This is a genomic window from Stenotrophomonas sp. CS3K5 (genome assembly GCF_059515225.1).
This window is the reverse complement of record NZ_JCAKRX010000010.1, coordinates 167,940-191,991: the sequence shown is the minus strand read 5'-3', so window position 1 is coordinate 191,991 and position 24,052 is coordinate 167,940. Positions and strand designations below refer to the sequence as shown.

Sequence of the window (24,052 nt, the reverse complement as noted above, 5' to 3'; positions counted from 1 at the left end):
GCGGGAGACGCCGTAAACCCATCCATGGGGGCTTGGCCGCGGCATCCATGCCGCGGACACTCCCGCCACCGGACCCACCCCGCCTTCGACAGTTTCCGCGATCTGTCAGATCTCATTCGATCAATTTCGATGTCTGATCGATTTCCACGGTGAATGATGTGGATGGTCGATCCGTCATCGGGAAATTGTCGGGGGTGGGGGTGTGGGCGGGCAGGACCGTTGGCGCGATGGATGGCGCCATCGAGCCCCCAAGGATGGGTTTACGGCGTGTCCTGCCCGCCCACACCGCCCCGCCAAACCCGCGGACAACCCAGAGCCGGCTGTTGCCTTTGCCGTTGCCGTTGCATTGAGCAGGTGCAGGGCTGCAAGCCCTGCCGACCCCCCACTACGGTAGGGTGGGCCGATGCCGCGCTGCAGCTTGGCGCCGCCACAGATTTGATTACACTTGAAACTTGTTTGCCCACGACTCCGGACACCCACCCATGAAGCTTGGTTCTTTGAAGGAAGGCGGCCGCGACGGCACCCTGATCGTCGTCTCGCGTGACCTGCGCCACGGCGTGCGCGCCACCGGCATTGCCGCCACCCTGCAGCAGGCCCTGGAGGACTGGAGCCACATTGCGCCGCGCCTGAACGCCCTGTCCGAATCGCTCAACAGCGGCGACGCCGATGGCGTGTTCGACCTCGATCCGCAGGCGCTGGCCGCGCCGATGCCGCGCGCCTATGAATTCGTCGATGGCAGCGCCTACCTGCCGCACGTGGAACGCGTACGCCGCGCCCGCGGCGCCGAGGTGCCGGAGAGCTTTTACACCGACCCGCTGATGTACCAGGCCACCAGCGCCGGTTTCTACGGCCCGCGCGATGCGGTCAAGGTGGTCAGCGAGGACTACGGCATCGACCTGGAGGCGGAGATCGTGGTGATCACCGACGACGTGCCGATGGCGGCCACCCCGGAACAGGCCGCTGGCCACATCCAGCTGGTCGGCCTGGTCAACGATGTCTCGCTGCGCAACCTGATTCCCGGCGAGCTGGCCAAGGGCTTCGGCTTCCTGCAGTCCAAGCCGCGTTCGGCACTGTCGCCGGTGTTCGTCACCCCCGACGAGCTGGGCGCCGCCTGGCAGGACAGCAAGGTGCATCTGCCGCTGCTGACCCACATCAACGGCCAGTGGTTCGGTGCGCCGGAAGCGGGCGTGGACATGCAGTTCAATTTCGCCCAGCTGGTCGCGCATGCAGCCAAGACCCGTCCGCTGGGTGCTGGCACCATCGTCGGCTCGGGCACCATCGCCAACGAAGACACCAGCAAGGGCGCCTCGTGCTTCGCCGAACAGCGCGTGGTCGAAACCCTGCGCGACGGCAAACCGAGCACGCCGTTCATGTCGTTCGGCGATGTGGTGCGCATTGAAATGCTCGATGCGGCCGGCAACAGCATCTTCGGTGCCATCGAACAGCGCATCGAACAGGCGGCCAAGCCCTGAGCATGGAGGCGGCGATGGACATCCTGGTTGACGACGGCATCGTGCTGTACACCTACTGGCGATCCAGCGCCGCCTACCGCGTGCGCATCGGCCTGGAGCTGAAGGGCCTGGCCTGGGAAGCGCGGCCGGTGCACCTGGTGCGCGAGGGCGGCGAGCAGCATCTGCACGCCTATCGCGCGCTCAACCCGCAGCAGCTGGTGCCGACCCTGCTGCATGAGGGACACACGCTGACCCAGTCGCTGGCGATCCTGGAATACCTGGACGAGCGCTTCCCGCAGGTGCCGCTGCTGCCGGCCGACGCTGCCGGCCGCGCACGGGTGCGGGCGCTGGCGCAGCTGGTGGCCTGCGATATCCATCCGATCAACAACCTGCGGGTGATGCAGTACCTGGAGCGTGACCTGCAGCTGCCGGCCGACGCCCGCACGCAGTGGACCCTGCACTGGATCGCCGAAGGCTTTGCCGCGATGGAAGCGATGCTGGCCAACAGCCGCGACACCGGCACCTTCTGCCATGGCGACCGCCCCGGCCTGGCCGACCTTTGCCTGCTGCCGCAGCTGTACAACGCCCACCGCTTCGGCCTGGATCTGGCGCCGTACCCGACCCTGCGCCGTATCGAAGCGTCCTGCCAGGCGCTGGACGCCTTCGATCGCGCGCGCCCGGAAAACCAGCCCGACGCCGCCTGACAGGCGGCGTCGCTCGCCGGGCGCGGCGCGGCGCTACCGGTCCCCGGCCCGTGGTAGCGCCGCGGCATGCCCGGCCGATTCCCCATCCCCTCGCAGCATCTGCCGAAGGTCATCGCGGAACAGCGCATAGGCCTGTTCGCGGCGCGCGCCGTCGCTTTGCCGCAGCACCCACGCCGGGTGCACGGTGGCGTAGCCGCGGGTGCCGTCCTCCAGCGTGCGCCAGCGTCCACGGTCGCGCGACAGATTGAAGTCACGGCCAAATACCGAGGCTGCCGCGGTTGCGCCCAGGCAGACGATGACCTGTGGCCGCACCCGCGCGATCTCGCCCATCAGCCACGGCCGGCAGGCCTGGATATGGCGGCTTTCCGGACGCTTGTGCAGCCGGGTCCTGCCGCGGCGCTCATGATGGAAGTGCTTTACCGCATTGGTCAGGTACAGCGTGGCGCGATCAATGCCCAGCTCGGCCAGTGCGCGGTCCAGCAGCTGGCCGGCCGGGCCGGCGAACGGCTGGCCACGCAGATCCTCGGTATCACCGGGTTGCTCGCCGATCAGCATCACCCGCGCATCGGCCGGCCCCTGACCGAACACCGTCTGCGTGGCGGTCTCCCATAGCGGGCACTGGCGGCAGGCGCTGGCCTGCTGCTGAAGCGTCTGCAGGCTGCCGGTATCGGTGGTCGCTGTCGCCGCGTTTTCACGAATGGGAATCCGGCGCTGGGGTGCCTGCGCGGGCCGATCATGCATTTCCTGCACGCGATCGCCCGCATCGCGCACCAGGCGCGGCAGCAGCTGCGCCTCGGGCAGGTGGCGCCAGTACCGGGCCGGCATCTCCTGCATCATCATCCGGGTATTGAGCCGGGCCGGATTGAAGATGCTGGCGTAATAGGTCTGCCACAGGGCCTCGCGTGCATCCTCGGCCGGGGCATCCTCACGCCGTGCACCCGGGCCGAACCTCAGCGCCTGTCCGTCCCATGCCACGCTGCGCGACGGCGTCAGGATCGCCCAGCGCATGCCAGTGAAGCGGCGGGCGAAGAAGGGCGCCACCCGATCGACGATGTGATGCTGTGGTTCGAACCACGCGATGAACGCCTCGGGTTGGCCGGGTACCTCGCGGAAGCGCACGAAGGCCTTCATCTTGTGCGTGTCACGGCGCACGGCCTGGGCCAGCGCCATCGCACGCAGCACATCGGCATCGGCGGGATTGGTCAGCACCGCGCGTTCGCCATGGGTGATCCGCCACAGCAGCCGGTACAGCAGCGACAGGCGCTGCGGTTCGCTGTGGCACAGGCAGGTGGCGGCCAGTTCCAGGAATTCGCGCGGGACGCCGGGAACGGTTGCGTGTGCCGGCACCGGTGCCTGCTGCACCGGCGGCGCATCCAGCAGTGAGGCTTCGCTGCCATCGAGCCAATCCAGCTGTTCGGGCCGCACGCCACGCAGCAGCGCATCACGCGCACCGTCGCGCCAGGCCTGCAGCGACCAGGCCGGGTCCACCCGTTGTGACCAGAGCGGCGCGTCAGGTTGCCGGCGGCGCATCGAACAGCGATCCCTGGCGTGGAGGCGGGGCCAGTTGCGCGCGCAGCGCGGCCGGGTCATCCAGTGCCTTGCGCGGGTGATGGTCGGCCAGCAGCACGAACGGCAGCAGCTTGCTCATCGGTGCCTTCAGGCGGGCGATGTCGGCCACCCGCAGGCGCCCGTGGCGGCGCGCCATCAGCACGCGCTTTGCATTGCGCACGCCCAGGCCAGGCACCCGCAGCAGCATTTCCTTCGGTGCACGGTTCAGATCGACCGGAAAGCGTTCGGGATGGCGGATCGCCCAGGCCATCTTCGGATCGATATCCAGATCGAGCATTCCGCCCTGCGTGGTGTCGGTGATCTCGTCCACGCCGTAACCATAGAAGCGCAACAGCCAGTCGGCCTGGTACAGCCGGTGCTCGCGCTGCAGCGGTGGGGCGTGTAGTGGCAGTTGCCGGCTGGCATCGGGAATCGGACTGAACGCGGAGTAGTAGACCCGGCGCATGCGGTAGTTGCCGTACAGGCTGTCGGCGCTGGTCAGGATCTGCTGGTCACTGGCGCCATCGGCGCCCACGATCATCTGCGTGCTCTGGCCTGCTGGTGCGAATCGGGGTGGCTTCGGCCGCGCGCTGCGGGTGACGGCCGGCGCCAGCGCGGGCGCGGCCTTGCGTGCTTCCTGGGCTTCCTCGATGCGCCAGCGCAGCTCACCCATTGCGCCGCGGATCGACTGGACGGTCTTCTCCGGCGCCAGTGTGCTCAGCCCGGCCTCGGTGGGCAGTTCCACGTTGATCGACAAGCGGTCGGCGTGGCGGCCGGCGCTGGCCAGCAGTTCCGGCGACGCTTCTGGAATGGTCTTGAGGTGGATGTAGCCGGCAAAGCGGTGTTCCTCGCGCAGGCGCCGGGCGACCTCCACCATCTGCTCCATCGTGTAGTCCGCATTGCGGATGATGCCGCTGGAGAGGAACAGACCTTCGATGTAGTTGCGCTTGTAGAAATCCAGGGTCAGCGCAACCACCTCGTCCACACTGAAACGCGCGCGGGCCACATTGCTGGACACGCGATTGACGCAATAGGCACAGTCGTAGACGCAGAAGTTGGTCAGCAGGATCTTCAGCAGTGATACGCAGCGGCCGTCCGGCGTATAGCTGTGACAGATGCCCATGCCCTCGGTGCTGCCGATGCCACCGCTGGCACGCGAATCGCGCTTTCCCGAGCCGCTGGAGGCGCAGGAGGCGTCGTACTTGGCGGCATCGGCCAGAATGGCCAGCTTGCGGATGGTTTCCATTGCGGAAACCTACGGATGAGAAGTCTCAATGGATGAGACCGCCCCTGAATCCTTCAGGCTTCCGCCGGGCATGGCCCGGCGCTACCACCGCGCGTCCGGTAGCGCCGGGCCATGCCCGGCGCGCGCGCTCAGAACCCGTGGGTGATGGTGGGCTGGGTTGGCGAGGAGAAATCCGCGTACGGATCGTGCTCGCCGCTGCTGCCTTCGGACAGGCGGAACTTCAGCGCCAGGCCATCGCGCGAATCGGCTGCACGCAGCGCTTCTTCCTGCTCGATCACGCCGCTCTTGGCCAGCCGGAACAGGCATTGGTCGAAGCTCTCCATGCCTTCCTCCAGCGAACCTTCCATCGCCGCCTTGATCTCGTGCACCTGGCCGCGGCGCAGCAGGTCGCGGATCATCGGCGTGTTGATCAGCACCTCGGTGGCCGGCAGACGACGGCCTTCCTTGTTCTTCACCAGGCGCTGGCTGATCACCGCACGCAGATTCAGCGCCAGGTTCATCAGCACGTTCTTGTGCGCGCTTTCCGGGAAGAAGTTCAGGATGCGCTCGATGGTCTGGTCGGCGTTGTTGGAGTGCAGGGTGGCCAGGCACAGGTGGCCGGTCTCGGCGAAGGCGATCGCCGCTTCCATCGTCTCCGCGTCCAGGATCTCGCCGATCAGGATCACGTCCGGCGCTTCACGCATCGCGTTCTTCAGCGCGTTGTGGAAGGCATGGGTATCCAGCCCGACCTCGCGCTGGTTGACGATCGACATCTTGTGCTTGTGCAGGTACTCGATCGGGTCCTCGATGGTGAGGATGTGGCCGGTGGTGGTGCTGTTGCGGTGGTCGATCATCGACGCCAGCGAGGTGGATTTGCCCGAGCCGGTGGACCCCACCACCAGCACCAGCCCACGCGGAGTCATGATGACGTCCTTCAGCACCTGCGGCAGGTTCAGCTCCTCGATGCTCGGGATGCGGCTGCGGATGGCGCGGATGACCATGCCGACCTCGCCGCGCTGCTTGAACACGTTGACGCGGAAGCGCCCGGCATCGGGCAGGGCAATGGCCATGTTCAGTTCCAGCTCGCGCTCGAACTGCGGCACCTGGCCTTCGTCCATCAGCGAGTAGGCGATCTTCTTGACCATGCCCGGCGGCAGGCCGGTGTTGCCCAGCGGATAAAGCTTCCCCTCGATCTTGATGTAGACCGGTGCCCCGGTGGTCAGGAACATGTCCGAAGCGTTCTTTTCGGTCATCAGCTTCAGGAAGTAGCCGATATCCATTGCGAATTTTCCCCAACGAAACGGCCGACGCCCGTTGCCAGCACGGTGTCGGCTTGACGACAATGGCCGTGAACCGACAACCGGTACGGCCTCCCCAATGAAACGACTTAGCTTCGCACGAATGCGCCATGTCCTGTATGTGATGGCGTTTGCATTCGCACTGTCTGCCCCCGCCTGGGCGCAGGACGCCGCCCTGGAACTGGCGCAGGCCCGGCAGGCGGTGGACAAGGCCACCCAGGCCGATGCCGACCAGTACGCCCCGGACCTGATCGGCTTGGCCCGCCAGGGCCTGGAGCAGGCCCAGCGTGCCGCCGCCGACCGCCGCGAGCGCAAGAACGCCCCGGCGATGGCCCTGCGTGCCGCTGCCGACGCCGACCTGGCGCGTGTGCGCAGCGAGGAAGCCACGGCCACCGCCCAGTTGCAGCTGCGCCGCAACGAGGTCAACCAGCTGCAGCGCCAGCTGTCGACCGGGGAGGACCGCCGATGAAGCCGATCACTGCCGCAACCCTGGCCGCGCTGCTGGCGCTGCCCTCGCTGGCCATGGCCGCCGACAACCCGATGGTGGCGCAGCTGAGCCAGCGCCTGATGGCCATCCAGGCCAATCCGGACACCGCCGAGCTGGGCGCCTTCGAGCGCATGCAGGCGCAGCAGGCCATCGCCACCCTGGACAAGGCCAAGCGCCGCGACCAGGAGCTGGCCACCTACCTGGCCGAGCGCCGCGTGGAGATTGCCGAGACCGCCGTGCGCACCGCCCTGGCCGCGCGCGAGGTTGACCGTCTGGAACGGACCCGCAGCGACCTGCTGATCGAGGCCAGCCGCCGCGATGCCGCCCGTGCCCGCCAGGAAGCCGAGCAGCTGCGCATGCAGGCGCAGATGCAGGCCGAGGAGGCCGAGCGCCTGCGCCAGGCCGCCGAGGCCGAGACCCTGGCCCGCCAGGATGCCGAGAATGCCCTGACCAGCGTGGCCGGCAAGCAGCAGCAGCGGCTCAGCGCCGCCCAGCAGAACGCGGCCAAGCTGGCCCGCGAAGAAGCCGAGCTGGTGTCCGGGCAGAAGCTTCCCGGCTCGAAGTTCGACGGCCGTGGCGAGGTCTTCACCTTCACGGGTGATGCCTTTGCCGCCGGTGCCTCCAGCCTGTCCGGCGGCGCCCGCAACCAGGCCAAGGCGCTGGCCGAGTACCTGAACATCGGCAAGAAGGGCCGCCTGCGCATCGAGGCCTATGACAGCGCCAACGGCGTGGGCCAGAAGCGGGCCGAAGCGCTGCGCGACGCACTGGTCGCGGCCGGAGTCGCAAGCAACCGCATCCAGCTCGCCGGCAAGAAGGCGGCCTCCACCCAGGCACGTTCGGCCGAGGTCATCATCGCCCCGTAATTGCTTGATATTGTTTGTTTTTCGTTGTGATGAGCATTCAGCCTGAACCCCGCCCCGGCGGGGTTCGGTCTTTTTGCCGCAGGGGCTTGAACCCCGTCCGGAGCAGGCGTAGGGTCAATCGTCCGGGACGCAATGCCGCGGACCGGACGATGGGAGGGCCGGGCCGATGCAAGCAGGGCGCGAACCGCAGCAGACCGACGTGCGCAGGCCAGTGCCGCAGGTCGTTGCAGGCGTCCAGGTGGCCATCGACCGGCGCTCCCCCATGAACAACGCCCCGTGCCTTGCGGCCGGGGCGTTCGTGTATCTGTCGAAGGAGGTCCATCATGTTTGAAGATCAGCCCCAGAGCGAGATCGACGCACGTCGTGCGCGGGATCCGGAGTTCAGGGCACTCCATGACCAGCACCGCAAGTTGAACAAGAAGTGCATGGATGCGGAGTTGGGTGTACTCCCGATCGATGATGTCACCCTGGGTCGCATGAAGCGCGAGAAGCTGCTGGCCAAGCAACGACTTCTGCGAATGTACGCAACACCGCTCTCAGCACCTTCCCCCACGCTTTGACGCACCCCGTCACGCCCGGAACGGCGTGGCCCCGCCATTGATGGCCCCGCCAGGCGCTCCTGCCCTGGCATCGCGGCACCGCCGATGAGGCGGCCGCGCCAAGGCACCACAGGCCGTGGTGCCTTGGCCTGCAGGCACAACTCACCGATGCGGGCGGTACCGGTCTCCTCGTCGATCCGGGGCCGTCCGCATCCCTTTTCCGGGCAGGATGCGGGCGCCCGCGCGCCGACCTGACTTTCCGCGCCATCCGTCGGATAATCATCGGTCCGGCCCTGTGTGGCGCGAATCGAAAGTCCTCCGAATGCCCATCCATTCCTCCGTCCTCGAACTCATCGGCCAGACCCCGATCGTCAAGGCCCAGCGCCTGGATACCGGTGTCTGCGAGCTCTACCTGAAGCTCGAAAGCGCCAACCCGGGCGGATCGATCAAGGATCGCATCGGCCTGTCGATGATCGAAGCGGCGGAGCAGCGCGGCGAGCTGAAGCCCGGTGCCACCCTGGTGGAGGGCACCGCCGGCAACACCGGCCTGGGCCTGGCACTGGTGGCCCAGCAGAAGGGCTATAAGCTGATCCTGGTTGTTCCCGACAAAATGAGCCGGGAAAAGATCTTCAACCTGAAGGCGATGGGTGCCGAGGTGCGCCTGACCCGTTCGGACGTGGCCAAGGGCCACCCGGAGTACTACCAGGACCTGGCCAAGACCATCGCCGAGCAGACCCCGGGCGCGTACTTCATCAACCAGTTCGGCAACCCGGACAATCCGGCCGCGCACGAATTCGGCACCGGCCCGGAAATCCTGGAGCAGATGGGCGGCGATCTCGACGCCATCGTATTCGGCTGTGGCAGCTCGGGCACCATGACCGGCCTGTCGCGGGCCTTCGCCAGGCTGTCGCCGAAGACCGAACTGGTGCTGGCCGACCCGGTGGGCTCGATCCTGGCCGAGTACATCAACGACGGCGTGCTCAACGACAAGTCGGGCAGCTGGCTGGTGGAAGGCATCGGCGAGGACTTCCTGCCGTCGATCTCCGACTTCAGCCGTGTCAAGAAGGCTTATGCCATCAGCGATGCCGAGAGCTTCCACACCGCGCGCGAGCTGCTGGGCAAGGAAGGCATCCTCGGCGGTTCGTCCACCGGCACCCTGCTGGCTGCGGCGCTGAAGTACTGCCGCGAGCAGACCACGCCGAAGAAGGTGCTGGTGCTGGTCTGCGATACCGGCAACAAGTACCTGTCCAAGATGTACAACGACTACTGGATGCTGGACAACGGCTTCCTGCAGCGCCCGCAGCATGGCGACCTGCGCGACCTGATCCTGCGCCCGTACGGCCAGCGCGACACAGTGGTGATCGGCCCGAACGATCTGCTGACCACCGCCTACCAGCGCATGAAGCTGTACGACGTGTCGCAGCTGCCGGTGATGGACGGCGACCAGCTGGTCGGCATCGTCGATGAAAGCGACGTACTGCTGCATGTCTATGGCGACGAAGCGCGCTTCCGCGACACCGTGGCCACTGCGATGGTCAGCAAGCTGGACCGGCTGGACGTCAAATCGCCGATCGAAGCGTTGCTGCCGGTGTTCGACCGTGGGCAGGTGGCAATCGTGATGGACGGCGACGCCTTCCTGGGCCTGATCACCCGCATCGACCTGCTGAACTATCTGCGCCGTCGCGTGCAGTAAGCCGCTGATCGGCGACATTCGCCACTGAATTCCGGTTTATCTGCGTCAAAGGTCGTTAAGGCCGCGCTGATAGACTCCCGATCCTTTGACGGCGCCGCCTGCCGGCGCCCACCAGGAAAGAACATGTCCAACGCTACTTCCCAGGATCGCGCCCTGGCCCTGGCTACCCTGGCCATCCATGGCGGCCAGTCGCCGGACCCGAGCACCGGCGCAGTGATGCCGCCGATCTACGCCACCTCCACCTACGCCCAGTCCAGCCCGGGCGAGCACCAGGGCTTCGAGTACTCGCGCACGCACAACCCGACCCGCTTCGCCTATGAGCGGTGCGTGGCGTCGCTGGAAGGCGGCACTCGTGGCTTCGCGTTCGCCTCGGGCATGGCGGCCAGCTCGACCGTGATCGAACTGCTGGACGCCGGCAGCCACGTGGTGGCGATGGACGATATCTATGGCGGCAGCTTCCGCCTGTTCGAGCGCGTGCGCCGCCGCACCGCCGGGCTGGATTTCAGCTTCGTCGACCTGACCGATCTGGCCGCCTTCGAAGCGGCCATCACGCCGAAGACGAAGATGGTGTGGATCGAGACCCCGACCAACCCGATGCTGAAGATCGTGGACATCGCCGCGGTGAGCGCCATCGCCAAGCGCCATGGCCTGATCGTGGTGGTCGACAACACCTTCGCCTCGCCGATGCTGCAGCGTCCGCTGGAACTGGGCGCCGACCTGGTGCTGCATTCGGCCACCAAGTACCTCAACGGCCACTCGGACATGGTCGGCGGCATGGTGGTGGTCGGCGACAACGCCGATCTGGCCGAACAGATGGCCTTCCTGCAGAACTCGGTGGGGGGCGTGCAGGGCCCGTTCGACAGCTTCCTGGCCCTGCGTGGCCTGAAGACCCTGCCGCTGCGCATGAAGGCGCACTGCGCCAACGCGCTGGCCCTGGCGCAGTGGCTGGAAAAGCACCCGGCGGTGGAGAAGGTGATCTACCCGGGCCTGCCGTCGCACCCGCAGCATGAGCTGGCCGGCAAGCAGATGGCCGGCTACGGCGGCATCGTTTCGATCGTGCTCAAGGGCGGTTTCGAAGCGGCCAAGCGTTTCTGCGAGAACACCCAGCTGTTCACCCTGGCCGAGTCGCTGGGCGGCGTGGAAAGCCTGGTCAATCATCCGGCGGTGATGACCCATGCCTCCATTCCGGTCGCGCGCCGCGAGCAGCTGGGCATCAGCGATGCGCTGGTGCGCCTGAGCGTGGGCGTGGAAGAACTGGGTGATCTTCAGGTGGATCTGGAACGCGCACTGTCGGCAGGGAACCGCTGATTCATGCAGAAGCACGCCAATCTCCTGTTCCTGTTCCGCCAGCTGCTGGGGCGTGAGTTGGCAGCACGGTACCGCACCACCACGCTGGGTGTTCTGTGGCTGGTGCTGCAACCGTTGCTGATGTTGTGCGTGTACACGCTGGTGTTCAGTGGTGTGTTCAAGGCGCGATGGGCGGGGGCCGAATCCACCGGCGACTTCGCCCTGATGCTGTTTGCGGGCCTGGTGCCATTCACCCTGCTGTCCGAAGTGCTGATCACCGCACCGGGGATCATCGCCGGCCAGCCCAACTTCGTGAAGAAGGTGGTCTTCCCGCTGCCGGTGCTGTCGATCGTGAAGGTAGCCGCAGCGCTGACCACCGCCGGCATCGGCCTGACCATCCTGCTGGTCGCGCAGACCTGGCAGTCGGGGCTGCCGTCGGCGTGGGCACTGGCTTCGCCGCTGATCCTGCTGGAAATGACGCCCATGCTGCTTGCGATTGCCTGGTCGCTTTCGGCGTTGGGGGTCTACCTGCGCGACATCGGACAGTTTGTGGGCATCCTCAGCAGCGTGCTGTTGTTCCTCAGTCCGATCTTCTTCCCGGCGCATGCGATGCCTGAGGCGGCCAGGGGACTGGTTTACTTCAACCCGCTGGTCACGCCCATCGAACAGCTGCGTACGGTGACTGTCCAGAACGCAGCGCCTGACCTGGCGATGCTGCTGCCGCACTTCCTGCTTTCCGTGGTGGCGGCGATGCTGGCCTACGCGCTCTTCCGTCGCCTCTCGCGCGGCTTCTCGGACGTCCTATGAACAACCCGCAGACCACCACGATGCATGCCTCACCCGACGCGGCCATCGAAGTGCTGGGCGTGACCAAGGACTATCCGGTCTACGCCAACCCGCGCGAGCGCCTGCTGTCGCTGCTCAAGCCTTCCGGTGACCGTGCCAGCCGCACCTTCCGTGCGCTGGATGGCATCAACCTGGTCGTGCCGAAGGGCGAAACGGTCGGCATCATTGGCCGCAACGGCGCCGGCAAATCGACCCTGCTGCAGATCCTGTGCGGCACGGTGCGCCCGACCTCCGGCTCGGTCAGCATCCGTGGGCGCTTTGCCGCGCTGCTCGAACTGGGGGCCGGCTTCAATCCGGATTTCTCCGGCCGCGACAACGTGTACCTGAGCGCCTCGCTGCTGGGCCTGAGCCGCAAGGAAGTGGACGACAAGCTGCAGTCGATCATCGACTTCGCCGATATCGGCGATTTCTTCGACCGGCCGGTCAAGACCTATTCCAGCGGCATGTACGTGCGCCTGGCGTTCTCGGTGGCCATCCACACCGAGCCGGATGTGCTGATCATCGACGAAGCGCTGTCGGTGGGTGACATCCGCTTCCAGATGAAATGCCTTGCGCGCATCGAACAGATCCGTGCACGCGGCGCCACCATCCTGTTCGTGTCGCATTCGCTTGAGCAGGTCAAGCGCTTCTGCCAGACCGCGCTGTGGCTGGAAGGCGGCAAGGTCAAGCTGCACGGCGAAGCCAGCTTCGTGGCCGACCGTTTCCGCGACTACGAACTGGGTAAGGACCTGGCCGTGGCGCAGGACGCCGAAGTGCGCCAGGCGCCCGCCCCGGGCAGCATTCCCGCGCATCTTGAAACGGTTGCACTGAGCACCGACATGCTGGCACCGTTCGAGCCGCTGACGGTGGATATCAGCTATACCGTTGGCGATGAGACGGTCGATGGCCTGCTGCTTGGCGTAGCGATCAAGGGCATGGACGGCCTGCATATCTTTGGCCCCAACACCTATCTTGAGCGGGTGGTGATTCCCACCTCGCGCGGCTCGCATCGCGTCAGCTACTGCATCCCGTCGATGACCCTGCTGACCGGCAGCTACCGCGTTGATGTGGGACTGTTCACCGACAAGGGCCTGGTCTGCCTGGACTACCTGTCCGAAGCCAGTGTCTTCACCGTGGCTGCGCCCTACTTCAGTGAGGGCGTGGTCTATATCCCGCATGAGTGGAAGGTCCATGACCCCGACGCTGCTTGAAATCCCCTTTGATCATTACCAGCGCTACGGTGCGGCCACGCATCTGCTGCAGGCGCTGGATCTGCCCGCGCCGCGGGTGCTGGAAGTAGGGGCCAACCGTCAGCGTCTGCTCGGGCAGTTCCTGCCGCAGGCAACGTTCCTGTACACCGACCTGCATGCCGAAGGGGACGAGAAGGACTTCGTGGTGGCCGACGCCACCGCGCTGCCGTTCCCGGAGCAGGGCTTCGACGCCGTGGTATCGCTGGATGTGCTTGAGCATATTCCCGCGCCGCTGCGTGCCAAGGCCGCGGCCGAGATGGCGCGTGTCGCCGGCCGTGCGGTCATCGTCGGCTTCCCGCCGGACCAGCCGTGGGTGCGCGACGCTGAAGTGGATGCGAATGGCCGCTGGCATGAGCTGTTTGGCGAGGACTACGTCTGGCTGCAGGAGCACAAGGAATTCGGCCTGGTCGACACCGCCGAGATCGTGGATGCGTTCGAGAGCGCCGGCATGACGGTGCTGCGCTTCGGCCAGGGCAATGCCGCATTGTGGTCCAGCCTGATGGGCGCACATTTCATCAAGGTGAAGTTCCCCGAGCTGGAGCCGCTGGTCAGCGCCGCCGACCGTCTCTACAACAGCCGGGTGTTCGCTGGCGATCACAGCGACCAGCCTTACCGCGAATACTGCGTGGCCGTGCGCCTGCCCAGCGATGCAGCGCGCCTGCAGGCCAACCCGCCGTTCCGTGCCGACCTCGACGCGGAAGCGACTGCGCTGCTGAGCGGTCTCGCCGGCGGCTTGCGTGAGCTGGCGGTACGTACCGCCAATTCCGAGAAGGAATGGGAATCCACGGCGCGGATGCTGGATGCCTATATCGCCGATCTTGCCGTGGCCAAGCGCGAGTGGGGCGCCACCGCCGCCTATGCGCAGCAGCTGCAGCAGGGCAAGGACGAGGCCGATGCCGGGTGGATCGCCCGCCATGCCCAATGGCAGCAGCGCGAGCAGGAGCTGCAGGCGCGTGTGGCCGATGAGCTGCAGCAGTTGCAGAGTGCCCAGGCCCGCATGGCGGAACTGGTGGAGGCCGCCGAGGCCGCCCGCCTGCAGGCACGGGATGTGGAGCGCGAGCTCGAGCAGCGCCTGCAGCAGCGCACGGCGGACTACCAGCGCTCGCGCCGCAAGTGGAAAGCCGCCATGGGGGTGTTGGCGCTGGGCGGCCTGGTCATTGGCGCGCTGGTGGGTTGGGCCGTGTCTTGAAGCGATGGGGCAACCGGAAAGTGACCGTACTGAATCAACGAGGTAATGCCTGATGTCCAAGATGGGTAATCTGCTTCGCGGAATCTACTGGAGCATTCGTCGCGCACAGGGGCAGGGTGTCTCTGTCGGCACCATCCTCTCGGCCCTGGCGCGCGCCGCACGCCGGGGGCCGAGGCATCTGGCCCGGTCAATTCTTGCCTATGCCAATGGATCGCACACGGCAGCAGCCACCACGCCGCCGGACGTCTATGCCGAATGGCTGCGCCAGCAGGCGCCGGCCGCGGTTCCGGCCGACGCCGGCCTGATCAGCATCGTGATGCCGGTGTGCAACACGCCGGAGGTGTTCCTGCGCGAGGCCGTGGCCAGCGTCGAAGCACAGACCTACCCGAACTGGGAGCTGTGCATCCACGATGACGCGTCCGATCAACCGCATGTGGCACGCGTGCTGGACGAGCTGTCGCAGCGCCTGCCGAACCTGCGGGTTTCGCGCTCAAGCGAACGGCAGGGCATTGCGGCCACGACCAACGCTGCGGTCGCACTGGCCAAGGGGCGCTGGATCACCTTCCTCGACCATGACGACCTGCTGGAGCCGGATGCACTGGCGGCGGTGGTTGCCTGCCATGTGGCCACCTCGGCCGGGGTCGTGTATACCGACCACGACGTGCTGGGCGAAGATGGCCGCCTTCGCCATCCCTACTTCAAGCCCGACTGGAACCTGGACCTGTTCCTGTCGCAGATGTACCTGGGTCATCTGGTCAGCTTCGATGCCGCGCTGGTGGCGCAGCTGGGCGGGCTGCGCAGCGACTGCGATGGCTCGCAGGACTACGATCTGGTGCTCCGCTGTGCCGCTGCCGGCGCCACCATCGCCCATGTGCCCAAGGTGCTCTACCACTGGCGCGCGCACGCCGGTTCCACCGCGGCCAATGCCGGCTCCAAGCCCTACGCGCACCACGCTGGCCGCCGCGCGCTGCAGCAGCATGTGCAGGCAACCCACCCCGGGGCGCAGGTGGATGATGGCGAGCAGCTGTTCTGCTACGACGTGCGCTATCCGTACGCGGACAAGGGGCCTCTGGCCAGCATCATCATTCCCACCCGCGACGGCCTGGACCTGCTGCGCACCTGCGTGGAGTCGCTGTACGCCAAGACCGACTACCGTGCGTTCGAGATCATCGTGGTCGACAACGGGTCAACCCAGGCCGAAACGCTGCAGTGGCTGGAGGCGATGTCCCGCCGCGAGAGCTTCCGGGTGATCCGCGCCGATGTGCCGTTCAACTGGTCGGCACTGAACAACCTGGCGGCGCGCGAAGCGCGGGGCGAGGTGCTGGTGTTCCTCAACAACGACACCGAGATCATCGATGGGCAGTGGTTGCAGCGGCTTGCCGAGAATGCGCTGCGGCCGGACGTGGGCGTGTGCGGCCCGTTGCTGCTGTACGGCGACCGCACCATCCAGCACGCCGGCGTGGTGATCGGCATGGGCGGCTGGGCCGACCATGTATTCAAGGGTGAAACGCCGGTGCACAACCAGAACCTGTTCGTTTCCCCGGTACTGCAGCGCCAGGTGCTTGCGGTCACCGGCGCCTGCATGGTGGTGGCGCGTGACACGTTCGCGTCACTGGGCGGGTTCGATGAAACCTTCATCGTCTGCGGCAGCGATGTGGAGCTGTGCCTGCGCGCGCATGCGCGTGGCCTGGCCACTGTGTACGTCGCACGTTCTGTGATGATCCACCACGAATCCAAGACGCGCGATCCGCGTGCGATTCCGGAAAGCGACTTCGTGCGCTCGGCCGAGGCGTACTCGCCGTATCGCGAAGAAGGCGATCCGTTCTTCAGCCCGAATCTGGATTACATGGCGTCTTCGCCGCGCCTGCGCGGGAGCGTGCAATGAGCCGTCTGGGTCACCTGCTGCGGCGCATTGCCGCGCGCCTGGATGCGAGCGCTCCCGGTGTGCCCACGCCCAACACCCACGTTGCCGAGATCACCCCCTGTACCCCCCGGCATGACCCCTGGGAGGGCAAGCGGCTGAATCTGGTGCTGCCGTCGATCAACAAGCAGCATTACTTCGGCGGCATCCATACCGCCGTGCTGATCTACCGCGAGCTGTGCCGCTTCTTCCCCGCATCGCGGATCATCCTGGTCGACAGTTCGCCGGATGAAGAAGCGCTTTCGCGCTTCTCCGACCACCTGCTGGTGCCTGCGGACCAGACCTCCACGGCGATGCGGCAGATCGTGCCGTTCAGCGATCGCTACCAGAAGACCCTGCCGGTGGCCGCTGAGGACATCTGGGTGGCCACCGCCTGGTGGACGGCGTATGCCGCACAGCGTATTTCGCAATGGCAGGGCGACCACGGCGGCATTGATCGTCCGATGATCTATCTCATCCAGGACTTCGAGCCCGGGTTCTATGCCTGGTCGAGCCAGTACGCGCTGTCGCTGAGCACGTACCGCCCAGCGCGCGACATCGGCATCTTCAACACGGCCCTGCTTGCCGGGTTCTTCGAGCAGCATGGCCTGCAATACGAGAAGCGTTCGGTGTTCGAACCGGTTCTGCATGACGGGCTGCGTCCAGCGCTGCAGCAGGTGCGTGATGCGGCTGTTCCCCGCCACCGCCGCATCGTTGTCTACGCGCGCCCGGGCACCCCGCGCAATGCGTTCGAGCTGATCTGCGAGGGCCTGCGCCTGTGGGGCTGGAAGGACCCGCGCGCGGGGCAGTGGGAAGTGGCGGCACCGGGTGAGCTGCAGGCCGACCTGGATCTGGGCCCGTTCGCCTTGAAGGCGCTCGGCAAGCTGGATATCGATGCGTACGCCCGGTTGCTGTCGACCTCGGCGATCGGCCTGTCGTTGATGGTCTCGCCGCACCCCAGTTACCCGCCGCTGGAAATGGCCGCGTTCGGCATGGAGGTGCTGACCAACCGCTACGACAACAAGCGGCTGGACCAGACCGTGGCCAACGTCCATTCGCTCGACAGCATGACCCCGGAGGCGATCTGTGCAGGGCTTGTGGCGCTGGTGGATGCATTCGAACAGCGCGGCATGATGCAGAGTGCCGTTGCCGGAAGCGATCACGCCCTGCTCGGCCAGGGGGAGTTCGGCCGTATTGCCAGCGACGTGCACAGCCGCGTGCTGGCAGACGGCTGACTACATGTTCGCCAGCGCAGGGAACGGGCCAGACCATGGCGTGCTTGGGCGCAGCCGCGGCAGGTGGGTGGCCGCCGGCGTTCTGATCTTCATCCTGCTCTGCTCGCGCAGTGTTTCCCAGTTCCAGTTCGTCATTCTGCTGGCGGTCTCCCTGTTGTCCATGGGGTGGTTCGGTGACCGGGTACTGGCATGGCTGGGGCTGGCAAGGACCGCGATGGGGTCTGGCCTGTTCCTGAAGGCCTGGCTGGGCCAGTTCGCACTGCTGCTGGTCTGGCTGGTTTCGGCTCCCCTGACCTGGGCCTGGACGACACAGGCACATCTGCCGTTGGGCCTGCCGTTGCTGGTGATGGCGGCGCTGTCGGTCAGCCTGCTGGCGCATCGAACGCAGGCACGCCGGTTTGTGCGCAGCCTGGTGCCCTCATCCGGCGGTTCTTCGCTGCCGAGCCTGCTGGGCGTGTTCGCCCTGGTCGCCACCGCCGCGCTGTACTCGCGGCGTGCCGGCGCGCTGGGCCTTGATACCCACCAGCATATTGCCTTCACAACGGCCATGTACGAAGCGGGCTATCCGCTGCTGACCGCCGGCGGCACCACCTGGCTGGAGAAGTACCCGAAGCTGCTGCATGTGCTGGCCTCGCTGTGGGCCTGGCCCGGCATGGGTCATCACCTGGGGCCGTTCCTGAAGGTGCAACCGGCGCTGCAGGCGACCCTGGCCGTGGTCGGGCTGACCGAGCTGGTGTGGGGGCGCCTGCGCTCTGGGGGGCTGTCGCCGGCGCTGTCGATGACCGGTGGTGTCGTGCTGTTGGTGGGCCTGGGCGCGCTCATGCTGCGCGGAACCACCTACTTCTATCCCGTGGCAGACCTCAACAGCACCGGGCGCCTGAGTGCGCTGGCGGTGCTGCTGCTGCCCGCCCTGGCGGCCACCCTGCACGGGATCGCGCGGAACCGGCGCAGCGCCGCGTTCTGCTGGGCCGCGCTGCCCTTTGCCGGGGCCATGGCGGTCAAGCTCAATCCTTCACTGGCAGTGGCCTACGTCGGTTTCTCCGTGCCGCTGTTCGTCTGCGTCGCGGTGTTGCCGTGGGTGTACACGCGCGGTCTGTCCCTGCGCCTGCTGATGCCGCTGCTGGGTCTGTTCACCGGAACGGTGGCTGGTGTTGTGCTGCTGCTGGCCGACCCTTACTACCTCCAGCTTGTGGCAGAAGCCGTGCCGCAGGTGCACGCGGGGCTGCAGCAGTTGCTGGGGCTGCGCCTGTACATGCCACCTTCGGTTCCACTGGTGGAGGGTTCACTGCCGGAGGCGCTTCGTGCTGCAGTGATGTGGGAGCTCTGGCACGGCCCCCAGCCGGCGCCCTGGACGCAGTGGATGCCCGCGTCCAGCCAGTTCCTGTGGCGCGCCATCCATCCGCTGGGACATGCCCTGGCGCTCGCCAGCATTGCGACGGGCCTGGCGGCGCTGCTCTGGCGGCGCTGGGCCGCGGAAAGCCGGCGCCTGCTGTTGTCGATTCTGGGGTGGCAGATTGGCTTGCTGCTCTCGGTGCTGTGTGCGCAGCGGCTTGCCAACATCGTCCTGCTCGCGCTGGGCCACAGTTCGCTGGAAGCAAGCCTGCTGAGCACCTACTCGCAGCGCTACATCGATCTGCTGGGCATGTATGCGCTGTTCATCCAGTCGATGCTGGCGCTGGCGTCGCTGCTGCTGCTGCTGGACGCGGTGGGCGTGGGCCGTCGCCTGCGTGCCCTGCCCAAAGCCAGTCTGCGCCGCGCCACCGCCGTTGTGGTCGCCCTGGGGGCCCTGGCCTTTGCCTTGGTGCCACCGCCCGCACCTCGGGCCAGGACCATGGGCTGGCCCTATCCGGTGGACGAAGCGCAGGTGCGGGCGTTCCAGCAGGCCGAGGCGCGCTTGCCGGCCGATGCGGTTGTGCTGGTACCGGCCTACTCGGTCATGCTCAACGGGCGCGAAGACTGGGTGCTGCCCTCGGCCAGCGTCGCGCCCTATCTTCCGTTCGGCCAACATGACTATCTGTTCAACGTCCGACTGGGGGCCGGTTATCCGTTCACCGCGCGTGATCTCCGGCAGCTGCTCTGCAGCAACAAGCCCGCCGCAGCGCGTCAGCAACTGCGCCGGCTGGGGGTGACCCATGTGCTGATCGATCGCTCCGGCCGCGCAACCGATCGTGACCTGCTGGAAACACGGCTGTGCATGACCGAGCTCGGCAGGCTGGGCCTGAGTGTGCAGGATGCGATTGCCGCACCGGGCGACCTCTTCTTCTATCCTCTGCAACCATGACCGCTGCTCTCTCGCCCGACTCCCCCCAGGCCGCTGCCTGCGCACCGCGCATTGCAGTGATCATCCCCTGCTACAAGGTTACCCGCCACATTCGGGATGTGCTGGCAGCGATCAGCCCCGAGGTGACGGCCGTCTACTGCGTGGACGATGCGTGCCCCGAGGCGTCGGGTGATTTCATTGAATCGCACACCGATGATGCCCGGGTACGGGTGTTGCGCCATGCGCGCAACAAGGGCGTGGGCGGTGCGGTGGTGACCGGCTACCGGGCTGCCATTGCCGACGGCATGGAGATCCTGGTCAAAGTGGACGGCGACGGGCAGATGGACCCGCGACTGCTGCCGCTGTTCGTGACCCCGATCGCGCGCGGGCAGGCCGACTATGCCAAAGGCAACCGCTTCTGGGATCTGGGCCAGATCAGCCGCATGCCCTGGCTCCGTCGCCTGGGCAACCTGGGGCTTTCCTTCCTGGCCAAAGCATCCACCGGCTACTGGGATCTGTTCGATCCCACCAATGGATACACCGCCATCCATGCCGCGGTCGCCGCGCGCCTGCCGCTGAAAAAACTCAGCGAGCGCTACTTCTTCGAAACCGACCTGCTGTTCCGGCTCAACGCTGTGCGTGCGGTGGTGGTGGACGTGCCGATGGACGCGCACTACGGCGAAGAGGTCAGCAACCTCAGTGTAGGCAAAGTGCTGGGCGAGTTCGCCCTGAAGCACGCACGCAACTTCGCCAAGCGCATCAGCTACAACTATTTCCTGCGCGACCTGTCGGTGGCATCGCTGCAGCTGGTGGCCGGTGTCGTGCTGTTGCTCGGCGGCGGTGCCTACGGCGCTGTCCGCTGGTTCGAACTGTCCGCGGCGGGGCTGGCAGCCCCCGTGGGTACGGTGGTGCTGCCTGCCATGGCCATTCTCAGTGGACTCCAGCTGATCCTGGCCTTCCTCAACTACGACATCGCGCTTCGCCCGCGCGATGTCCTGCACACCCGGCTGCCGCCACTGGTGTCAGACCAGGTGCGGCAGCGCGATATGGGTGAATGAAGCGGCTGACAGTACGAACAGCAGCAGCGCCACAGCGGTGAACAGGACCCGACCCCACTGCGATTCACCGGTGCGCATGAACAGCGGCACCATCATCACCACCAGGCCCATCACATAGCGCCCCTGCGGCTGGAAATCATAGGTCCAGCTGTGCAGGAACGAGGCCAGTACCAGTGCCAGCCCGCAGCCGACACTGGTGATGGCCAGGGCAGGGGAGAGCGTGCGGGTGCCCAGTCCCCAGCCAAGCGCGAGCACCAGCACCCCGAGCACGCACCAGCCGACGAACCGATAGGCGTCCTCGGTGTCGAAGTACTCCATGTAGCCATAGACGCCAAAGAAGCTGCGGAACGTTCCCACGTGCCACTCCTTCGGTGCGTCGAGCAGTTGCCCGATCTGCACGCCCTTCTCCTGCAGCTTGAACCCGGAGACCTCTGCGGACAGCGTGCGGGTCACCGAGGGCTTGAATGCGGGCTCGGCGAAGCGCTCGCGCTGCTGTTCGATCAGTGCGGTCTTGCCCGGGCCGCCGCGATGCTTGTAGGCATCGGCGGCGATCCACGGCACGGCCACCGCCGCCGACAGTGCGAGGGTCAGACAGATGCGCCCGATCGCCGCGCGGCTGTGGGACTCGCGCAGCAGGACCCAGGCTGCATAGACGCAGTAGAGCAGCGACAGGCCGGCCATGATGCCCACCACCGTGAGCAGGGAAGAGCCCGCCGCAGCGGCCAGCCCCGCGCCGGCGCCGTTGGCGGCAACGCCGGCCAGCAGCAGCACCACCAGCGACGACGCCAGCAGGGCGCGCAGTCGCAGCGCGACGACCGACATCGACAACGCGATGAACGCTGCGACCGGCCAGTAGTTCTTCTTCGAAAGAAGCAACAGGCCCAGGCAGGTGCAGAACACCAGCAGATGCCCCAGTGTGGCTGCATCGAAGGGCCCGCGGCGCTGCAGGAAGCGCTGCAATGGGCCCTCGGGCATCAGTGCGATCACAGTGGCCAGCATGCCCAGTGCGAAGGGCAGTGCATCGCCATTGAAATAGGAGAACACGTACCAGAGCTGTGGCGTGATCAACAGCGGGATGTAGCTGCCCCGCGGCGCGCGGATCACCACCAGGCCAACGAGCATCAGCGCAAACAACGCCAGATTGAACGCGCGGTAGGACAGCATCACGTCCAGGCCCAGCTCGCCAAAGATCCGTGAGGTCTTGGCGGCGAACAGGTAGACGACGTTCCATTCGGAAAGATAGGTCACGCCATACGGACTGCTGGTGAAGCTGGTCGCCAGGTCTGGTGCATCCATGCGCGGCGGCGCCCAATGGTGCTGGAAGTACCCCGCATCGGCATCGTGCAGCAGCTCATCGGGGTGCACCGAACGGCCGGACGTCGGCGAGAACATCGACAGCGCGGTGCACAGCCCGAGCACGATCAATGCCAATGCCAGCAGCGGCATGGGCCGGCGCAGGAACTGCAGACTGATGGCCACCAGCAGGCTCAACCAGAATGCCCACCACAGCAGGTTCCAGGTAGCCGGTGCCACGCCGGAGTTGCTCTGCATCGGCACCGCCAGCGGGATTGCCAGCTGCGGGTCGGTGGCATCGGCGGCGATCAGGAACCGTGCCTGTTCCGGGTCGGCACTGCTATCGCGTGCCATCTGCACGCCATCCAGCTGCAGCGGGTCGGCGAGCGTCTGCCGTTCGCGGCCGCCGAAGCCAACCGCCCCGATGTGCGTGAAGACGATGGGTGCTGCGCCGGGATCAGGGTCTATCCGGACGCCATGCAGCGTGCCGCGCGGCAGCTCGTAGCGCAGTTCGGTCGGGCCGGTCTGATAGCGCTTGACCGTGGACAGGGCCTCGGAGAGGCCCTGTCCCATGTCGAAATAGACCTGCAGCCGCCCGGGCTGGGCGCTCTCCAGGTCAATGACCAGCACCTGCCGGTTGTAGGGCACGACCAGCAGGATCAGCAGCAACAGACCCGCTACCAGCAGCATCAGCCCTTGCAGGCGACGGTGCACGGACAGGCCGGCGTACCAGACGGGCAAGCCCTTGAGCAGCTCCCGGGCTTCGCGTGCTGCTGAACTGGCCGGTTGATTCATGCGAGCACGTCGTCGGCAGCTGCGAAGATCGCCTCAAGGTGCTCTTCCACGCCCACCCACAGCGGCATGCGCACCAGCCGCTCACTGAGCGCGTCGGTATTGTGCAGCTCGCCATGGGTACGGCCGGCCTGCAGGCCGGCAGGTGCCGAATGCAGCGGGATGTAATGGAAAACAGTCTGCACGCCGCGGTTCTTCATCTCCGAGATGAAGCGGGTGCGCGCGTCAAGGTCGGGCAGCAGCATGTAGAACATGTGCGCGTTGTGCTGGCAGTCGGCCGGCACGATCGGACGGCGCAGCCGGCCAGCCGCTTCATGCGGCGCGGCCCATTGCTGGTAACGGTCCCAGATGGCCAGGCGGCGCGCGGTGATCTGATCTGCTTCTTCGATCTGCGCGCAGAGGAACGCCGCGGTGATCTCGCCGGGCAGGAAGGAGGATCCGACGTCCACCCAGGTGTACTTGTCGACCTGGCCGCGGAAGAAGCGGCTGCGGTTGGTTCCCTTCTCGCGCAGGATCTCCGCGCGTTCGCCGAACCGGGCGTCGCGGCAGAGCAGGGCGCCGCCTTCACCTGAAATGATGTTCTTGGTTTCGTGGAAGCTGAGGGCCCCCAGTTCGCCAATCGTGCCCAGTGGCCGCCCCTTGTAGGTGGACATGATGGCCTGTGCGGCATCTTCGACGATGGCCAGGCCGTGACGCGCGGCGATGTCCAGCAGGCTGTCCATCTCGCAGGCGACACCGGCATAGTGCACAACGCAGATGGCGCGGGTGCGCGGCGTGATCGCGGCCTCCACCAGGCGCTCGTCCAGGTTCAGCGTGTCCTCGCGGATGTCCACGAACACCGGCACCGCCCCGCGCAGTACGAATGCGTTGGCGGTGGACACGAAGGTATAGGACGGCATGATGACTTCGTCACCGGGCTGCAGGTCGAGCAGCAGCGCCGCCATTTCCAGTGCTGCCGTGCAGCTGTGGGTCAGCAGGGCCCGCTGCGCCCCGGTGCGCTGTTCAAGCCAGGCGTGGCTGCGCTTGGTGAACTGGCCGTCGCCGGACAGGTGGCCGTTGGCGTGTGCCTGGGCAATGTGCCAGAGCTCACGACCGGTCATGAAGGGCTTGTTGAAGGGAATCAAGAGTGTGCCTCGCAGGGTGGGCGTTGTAATG

At 66.5% G+C, this 24,052-nt stretch carries 19 protein-coding genes and 1 pseudogene; 15 read left to right on the top strand and 5 right to left on the bottom strand.

Going from position 1 to position 24,052, the window contains the following annotated elements; genetic code table 11:
* Positions 1-482 precede the first annotated feature (482 nt).
* Together AC5YGJ_RS15530 and maiA are read left to right on the top strand one after the other, a co-directional pair.
* A complete protein-coding gene (locus AC5YGJ_RS15530; RefSeq protein WP_409460873.1) occupies positions 483-1,472 on the top strand; it encodes a fumarylacetoacetate hydrolase family protein in 990 nt (329 codons plus the stop codon).
* 14 nt (positions 1,473-1,486) lie between these two features.
* Positions 1,487-2,155 (top strand): maleylacetoacetate isomerase, encoded by a 669-nt coding sequence (maiA, locus tag AC5YGJ_RS15525; protein WP_309336129.1) that lies wholly within the window; start codon positions 1,487-1,489, stop codon positions 2,153-2,155.
* Between the two features lie 33 nt (positions 2,156-2,188).
* Here maiA and AC5YGJ_RS15520 read toward each other — a convergent pair whose 3' ends face one another.
* From AC5YGJ_RS15520 to AC5YGJ_RS15510, 3 genes are all read right to left on the bottom strand, one after another.
* The gene (locus AC5YGJ_RS15520; RefSeq protein WP_496187049.1) at positions 2,189-3,685 is read right to left on the bottom strand and encodes a UdgX family uracil-DNA binding protein; all 1,497 of its coding nucleotides are present in this window, start codon (positions 3,683-3,685) and stop codon (positions 2,189-2,191) included.
* On the bottom strand, positions 3,666-4,949 hold the full coding sequence (locus AC5YGJ_RS15515; RefSeq protein ID WP_309336134.1) for a putative DNA modification/repair radical SAM protein: 1,284 nt from the start codon (positions 4,947-4,949) through the stop codon (positions 3,666-3,668). The genes AC5YGJ_RS15520 and AC5YGJ_RS15515 overlap by 20 nt, the downstream gene beginning before the upstream one ends.
* Before the next feature lie 128 nt (positions 4,950-5,077).
* The gene (locus tag AC5YGJ_RS15510; protein WP_107232233.1) at positions 5,078-6,208 is read right to left on the bottom strand and encodes a PilT/PilU family type 4a pilus ATPase; all 1,131 of its coding nucleotides are present in this window, start codon (positions 6,206-6,208) and stop codon (positions 5,078-5,080) included.
* Between the two features lie 121 nt (positions 6,209-6,329).
* On the opposite strand from AC5YGJ_RS15510, the gene AC5YGJ_RS15505 reads away from it, so the two are divergent.
* The 13 genes and pseudogenes from AC5YGJ_RS15505 (at position 6,330) to AC5YGJ_RS15445 (ending at position 20,812) form a co-directional block, all read left to right on the top strand.
* Positions 6,330-6,695, top strand: a complete 366-nt coding sequence (locus AC5YGJ_RS15505; RefSeq protein WP_057496724.1) for a DUF4398 domain-containing protein — start codon at positions 6,330-6,332, stop codon at positions 6,693-6,695.
* Positions 6,692-7,576 carry an OmpA family protein gene (locus tag AC5YGJ_RS15500; RefSeq protein ID WP_496187048.1) on the top strand — a complete coding sequence of 295 codons (885 nt, stop codon included), beginning with the start codon at positions 6,692-6,694 and terminating at the stop codon, positions 7,574-7,576. Before AC5YGJ_RS15505 ends, AC5YGJ_RS15500 begins: the two co-directional genes overlap by 4 nt.
* A 323-nt stretch (positions 7,577-7,899) precedes the next feature.
* Positions 7,900-8,136 carry an HP1242/YdcH family protein gene (locus tag AC5YGJ_RS15495; RefSeq protein WP_057496722.1) on the top strand — a complete coding sequence of 79 codons (237 nt, stop codon included), beginning with the start codon at positions 7,900-7,902 and terminating at the stop codon, positions 8,134-8,136.
* 301 nt (positions 8,137-8,437) lie between these two features.
* On the top strand, positions 8,438-9,808 hold the full coding sequence (locus AC5YGJ_RS15490; protein WP_249842013.1) for a pyridoxal-phosphate dependent enzyme: 1,371 nt from the start codon (positions 8,438-8,440) through the stop codon (positions 9,806-9,808).
* A 123-nt stretch (positions 9,809-9,931) separates the two neighbouring features.
* Positions 9,932-11,116: a cystathionine gamma-synthase gene (locus AC5YGJ_RS15485; RefSeq protein WP_496187047.1), complete on the top strand. Its 1,185-nt coding sequence runs from the start codon at positions 9,932-9,934 to the stop codon at positions 11,114-11,116.
* Positions 11,117-11,119: 3 nt separating this feature from the next.
* Complete coding sequence (locus AC5YGJ_RS15480; protein WP_496187046.1) at positions 11,120-11,902, top strand: ABC transporter permease; 783 nt, start codon at positions 11,120-11,122, stop codon at positions 11,900-11,902.
* Positions 11,899-13,131: an ABC transporter ATP-binding protein gene (locus tag AC5YGJ_RS15475; protein WP_496187045.1), complete on the top strand. Its 1,233-nt coding sequence runs from the start codon at positions 11,899-11,901 to the stop codon at positions 13,129-13,131. The genes AC5YGJ_RS15480 and AC5YGJ_RS15475 overlap by 4 nt, the downstream gene beginning before the upstream one ends.
* Positions 13,097-13,378, top strand: a pseudogene (locus tag AC5YGJ_RS15470) (class I SAM-dependent methyltransferase); the annotation flags it as partial. The gene AC5YGJ_RS15475 and the pseudogene AC5YGJ_RS15470, both read left to right, overlap by 35 nt.
* Positions 13,379-13,426: 48 nt before the next feature.
* Positions 13,427-14,359, top strand: a complete 933-nt coding sequence (locus AC5YGJ_RS15465) for a wsae (protein WP_496187053.1) — start codon at positions 13,427-13,429, stop codon at positions 14,357-14,359.
* A gap of 52 nt (positions 14,360-14,411) precedes the next feature.
* A complete protein-coding gene (locus tag AC5YGJ_RS15460; RefSeq protein ID WP_249842010.1) occupies positions 14,412-16,244 on the top strand; it encodes a glycosyltransferase family 2 protein in 1,833 nt (610 codons plus the stop codon).
* The gene (locus AC5YGJ_RS15455) at positions 16,241-17,494 is read left to right on the top strand and encodes a rhamnosyltransferase WsaF family glycosyltransferase (RefSeq protein WP_496187044.1); all 1,254 of its coding nucleotides are present in this window, start codon (positions 16,241-16,243) and stop codon (positions 17,492-17,494) included. The genes AC5YGJ_RS15460 and AC5YGJ_RS15455 overlap by 4 nt, the downstream gene beginning before the upstream one ends.
* A 67-nt stretch (positions 17,495-17,561) precedes the next feature.
* Entirely contained in the window at positions 17,562-19,775 is a 2,214-nt protein-coding gene (locus tag AC5YGJ_RS15450) for a hypothetical protein (RefSeq protein WP_496187043.1), read from the top strand.
* Complete coding sequence (locus AC5YGJ_RS15445; RefSeq protein WP_496187042.1) at positions 19,772-20,812, top strand: glycosyltransferase family 2 protein; 1,041 nt, start codon at positions 19,772-19,774, stop codon at positions 20,810-20,812. The genes AC5YGJ_RS15450 and AC5YGJ_RS15445 overlap by 4 nt, the downstream gene beginning before the upstream one ends.
* On the opposite strand, the gene AC5YGJ_RS15440 is transcribed toward AC5YGJ_RS15445, so the two are convergent.
* Positions 20,777-22,900, bottom strand: coding sequence for a hypothetical protein (locus tag AC5YGJ_RS15440; protein ID WP_309336143.1), 2,124 nt, complete (start codon positions 22,898-22,900; stop codon positions 20,777-20,779). The two genes, AC5YGJ_RS15445 and AC5YGJ_RS15440, sit on opposite strands and share 36 nt — an antisense overlap.
* A complete protein-coding gene (gene rffA / locus AC5YGJ_RS15435) occupies positions 22,897-24,021 on the bottom strand; it encodes a dTDP-4-amino-4,6-dideoxygalactose transaminase (protein WP_279919831.1) in 1,125 nt (374 codons plus the stop codon). The genes AC5YGJ_RS15440 and rffA overlap by 4 nt, the downstream gene beginning before the upstream one ends.
* Between the last annotated feature and the right edge of the window lie 31 nt (positions 24,022-24,052).

Coding starts and splice junctions, on each gene's coding strand:
- AC5YGJ_RS15465 (WP_496187053.1), top strand. CDS start 13,427: ATGGCGCGTGTCGCCGGCCGTGCGGTCATCGTCGGCTTCCCGCCGGAC.
- AC5YGJ_RS15480 (WP_496187046.1), top strand. CDS start 11,120: ATGCAGAAGCACGCCAATCTCCTGTTCCTGTTCCGCCAGCTGCTGGGG.
- AC5YGJ_RS15500 (WP_496187048.1), top strand. CDS start 6,692: ATGAAGCCGATCACTGCCGCAACCCTGGCCGCGCTGCTGGCGCTGCCC.
- AC5YGJ_RS15495 (WP_057496722.1), top strand. CDS start 7,900: ATGTTTGAAGATCAGCCCCAGAGCGAGATCGACGCACGTCGTGCGCGG.
- AC5YGJ_RS15490 (WP_249842013.1), top strand. CDS start 8,438: ATGCCCATCCATTCCTCCGTCCTCGAACTCATCGGCCAGACCCCGATC.
- AC5YGJ_RS15475 (WP_496187045.1), top strand. CDS start 11,899: ATGAACAACCCGCAGACCACCACGATGCATGCCTCACCCGACGCGGCC.
- AC5YGJ_RS15440 (WP_309336143.1), bottom strand. CDS start 22,900: ATGAATCAACCGGCCAGTTCAGCAGCACGCGAAGCCCGGGAGCTGCTC.
- AC5YGJ_RS15445 (WP_496187042.1), top strand. CDS start 19,772: ATGACCGCTGCTCTCTCGCCCGACTCCCCCCAGGCCGCTGCCTGCGCA.
- AC5YGJ_RS15485 (WP_496187047.1), top strand. CDS start 9,932: ATGTCCAACGCTACTTCCCAGGATCGCGCCCTGGCCCTGGCTACCCTG.
- AC5YGJ_RS15460 (WP_249842010.1), top strand. CDS start 14,412: ATGTCCAAGATGGGTAATCTGCTTCGCGGAATCTACTGGAGCATTCGT.
- AC5YGJ_RS15530 (WP_409460873.1), top strand. CDS start 483: ATGAAGCTTGGTTCTTTGAAGGAAGGCGGCCGCGACGGCACCCTGATC.
- AC5YGJ_RS15510 (WP_107232233.1), bottom strand. CDS start 6,208: ATGGATATCGGCTACTTCCTGAAGCTGATGACCGAAAAGAACGCTTCG.
- AC5YGJ_RS15515 (WP_309336134.1), bottom strand. CDS start 4,949: ATGGAAACCATCCGCAAGCTGGCCATTCTGGCCGATGCCGCCAAGTAC.
- AC5YGJ_RS15505 (WP_057496724.1), top strand. CDS start 6,330: ATGCGCCATGTCCTGTATGTGATGGCGTTTGCATTCGCACTGTCTGCC.
- AC5YGJ_RS15455 (WP_496187044.1), top strand. CDS start 16,241: ATGAGCCGTCTGGGTCACCTGCTGCGGCGCATTGCCGCGCGCCTGGAT.
- AC5YGJ_RS15520 (WP_496187049.1), bottom strand. CDS start 3,685: ATGCGCCGCCGGCAACCTGACGCGCCGCTCTGGTCACAACGGGTGGAC.
- maiA (WP_309336129.1), top strand. CDS start 1,487: ATGGACATCCTGGTTGACGACGGCATCGTGCTGTACACCTACTGGCGA.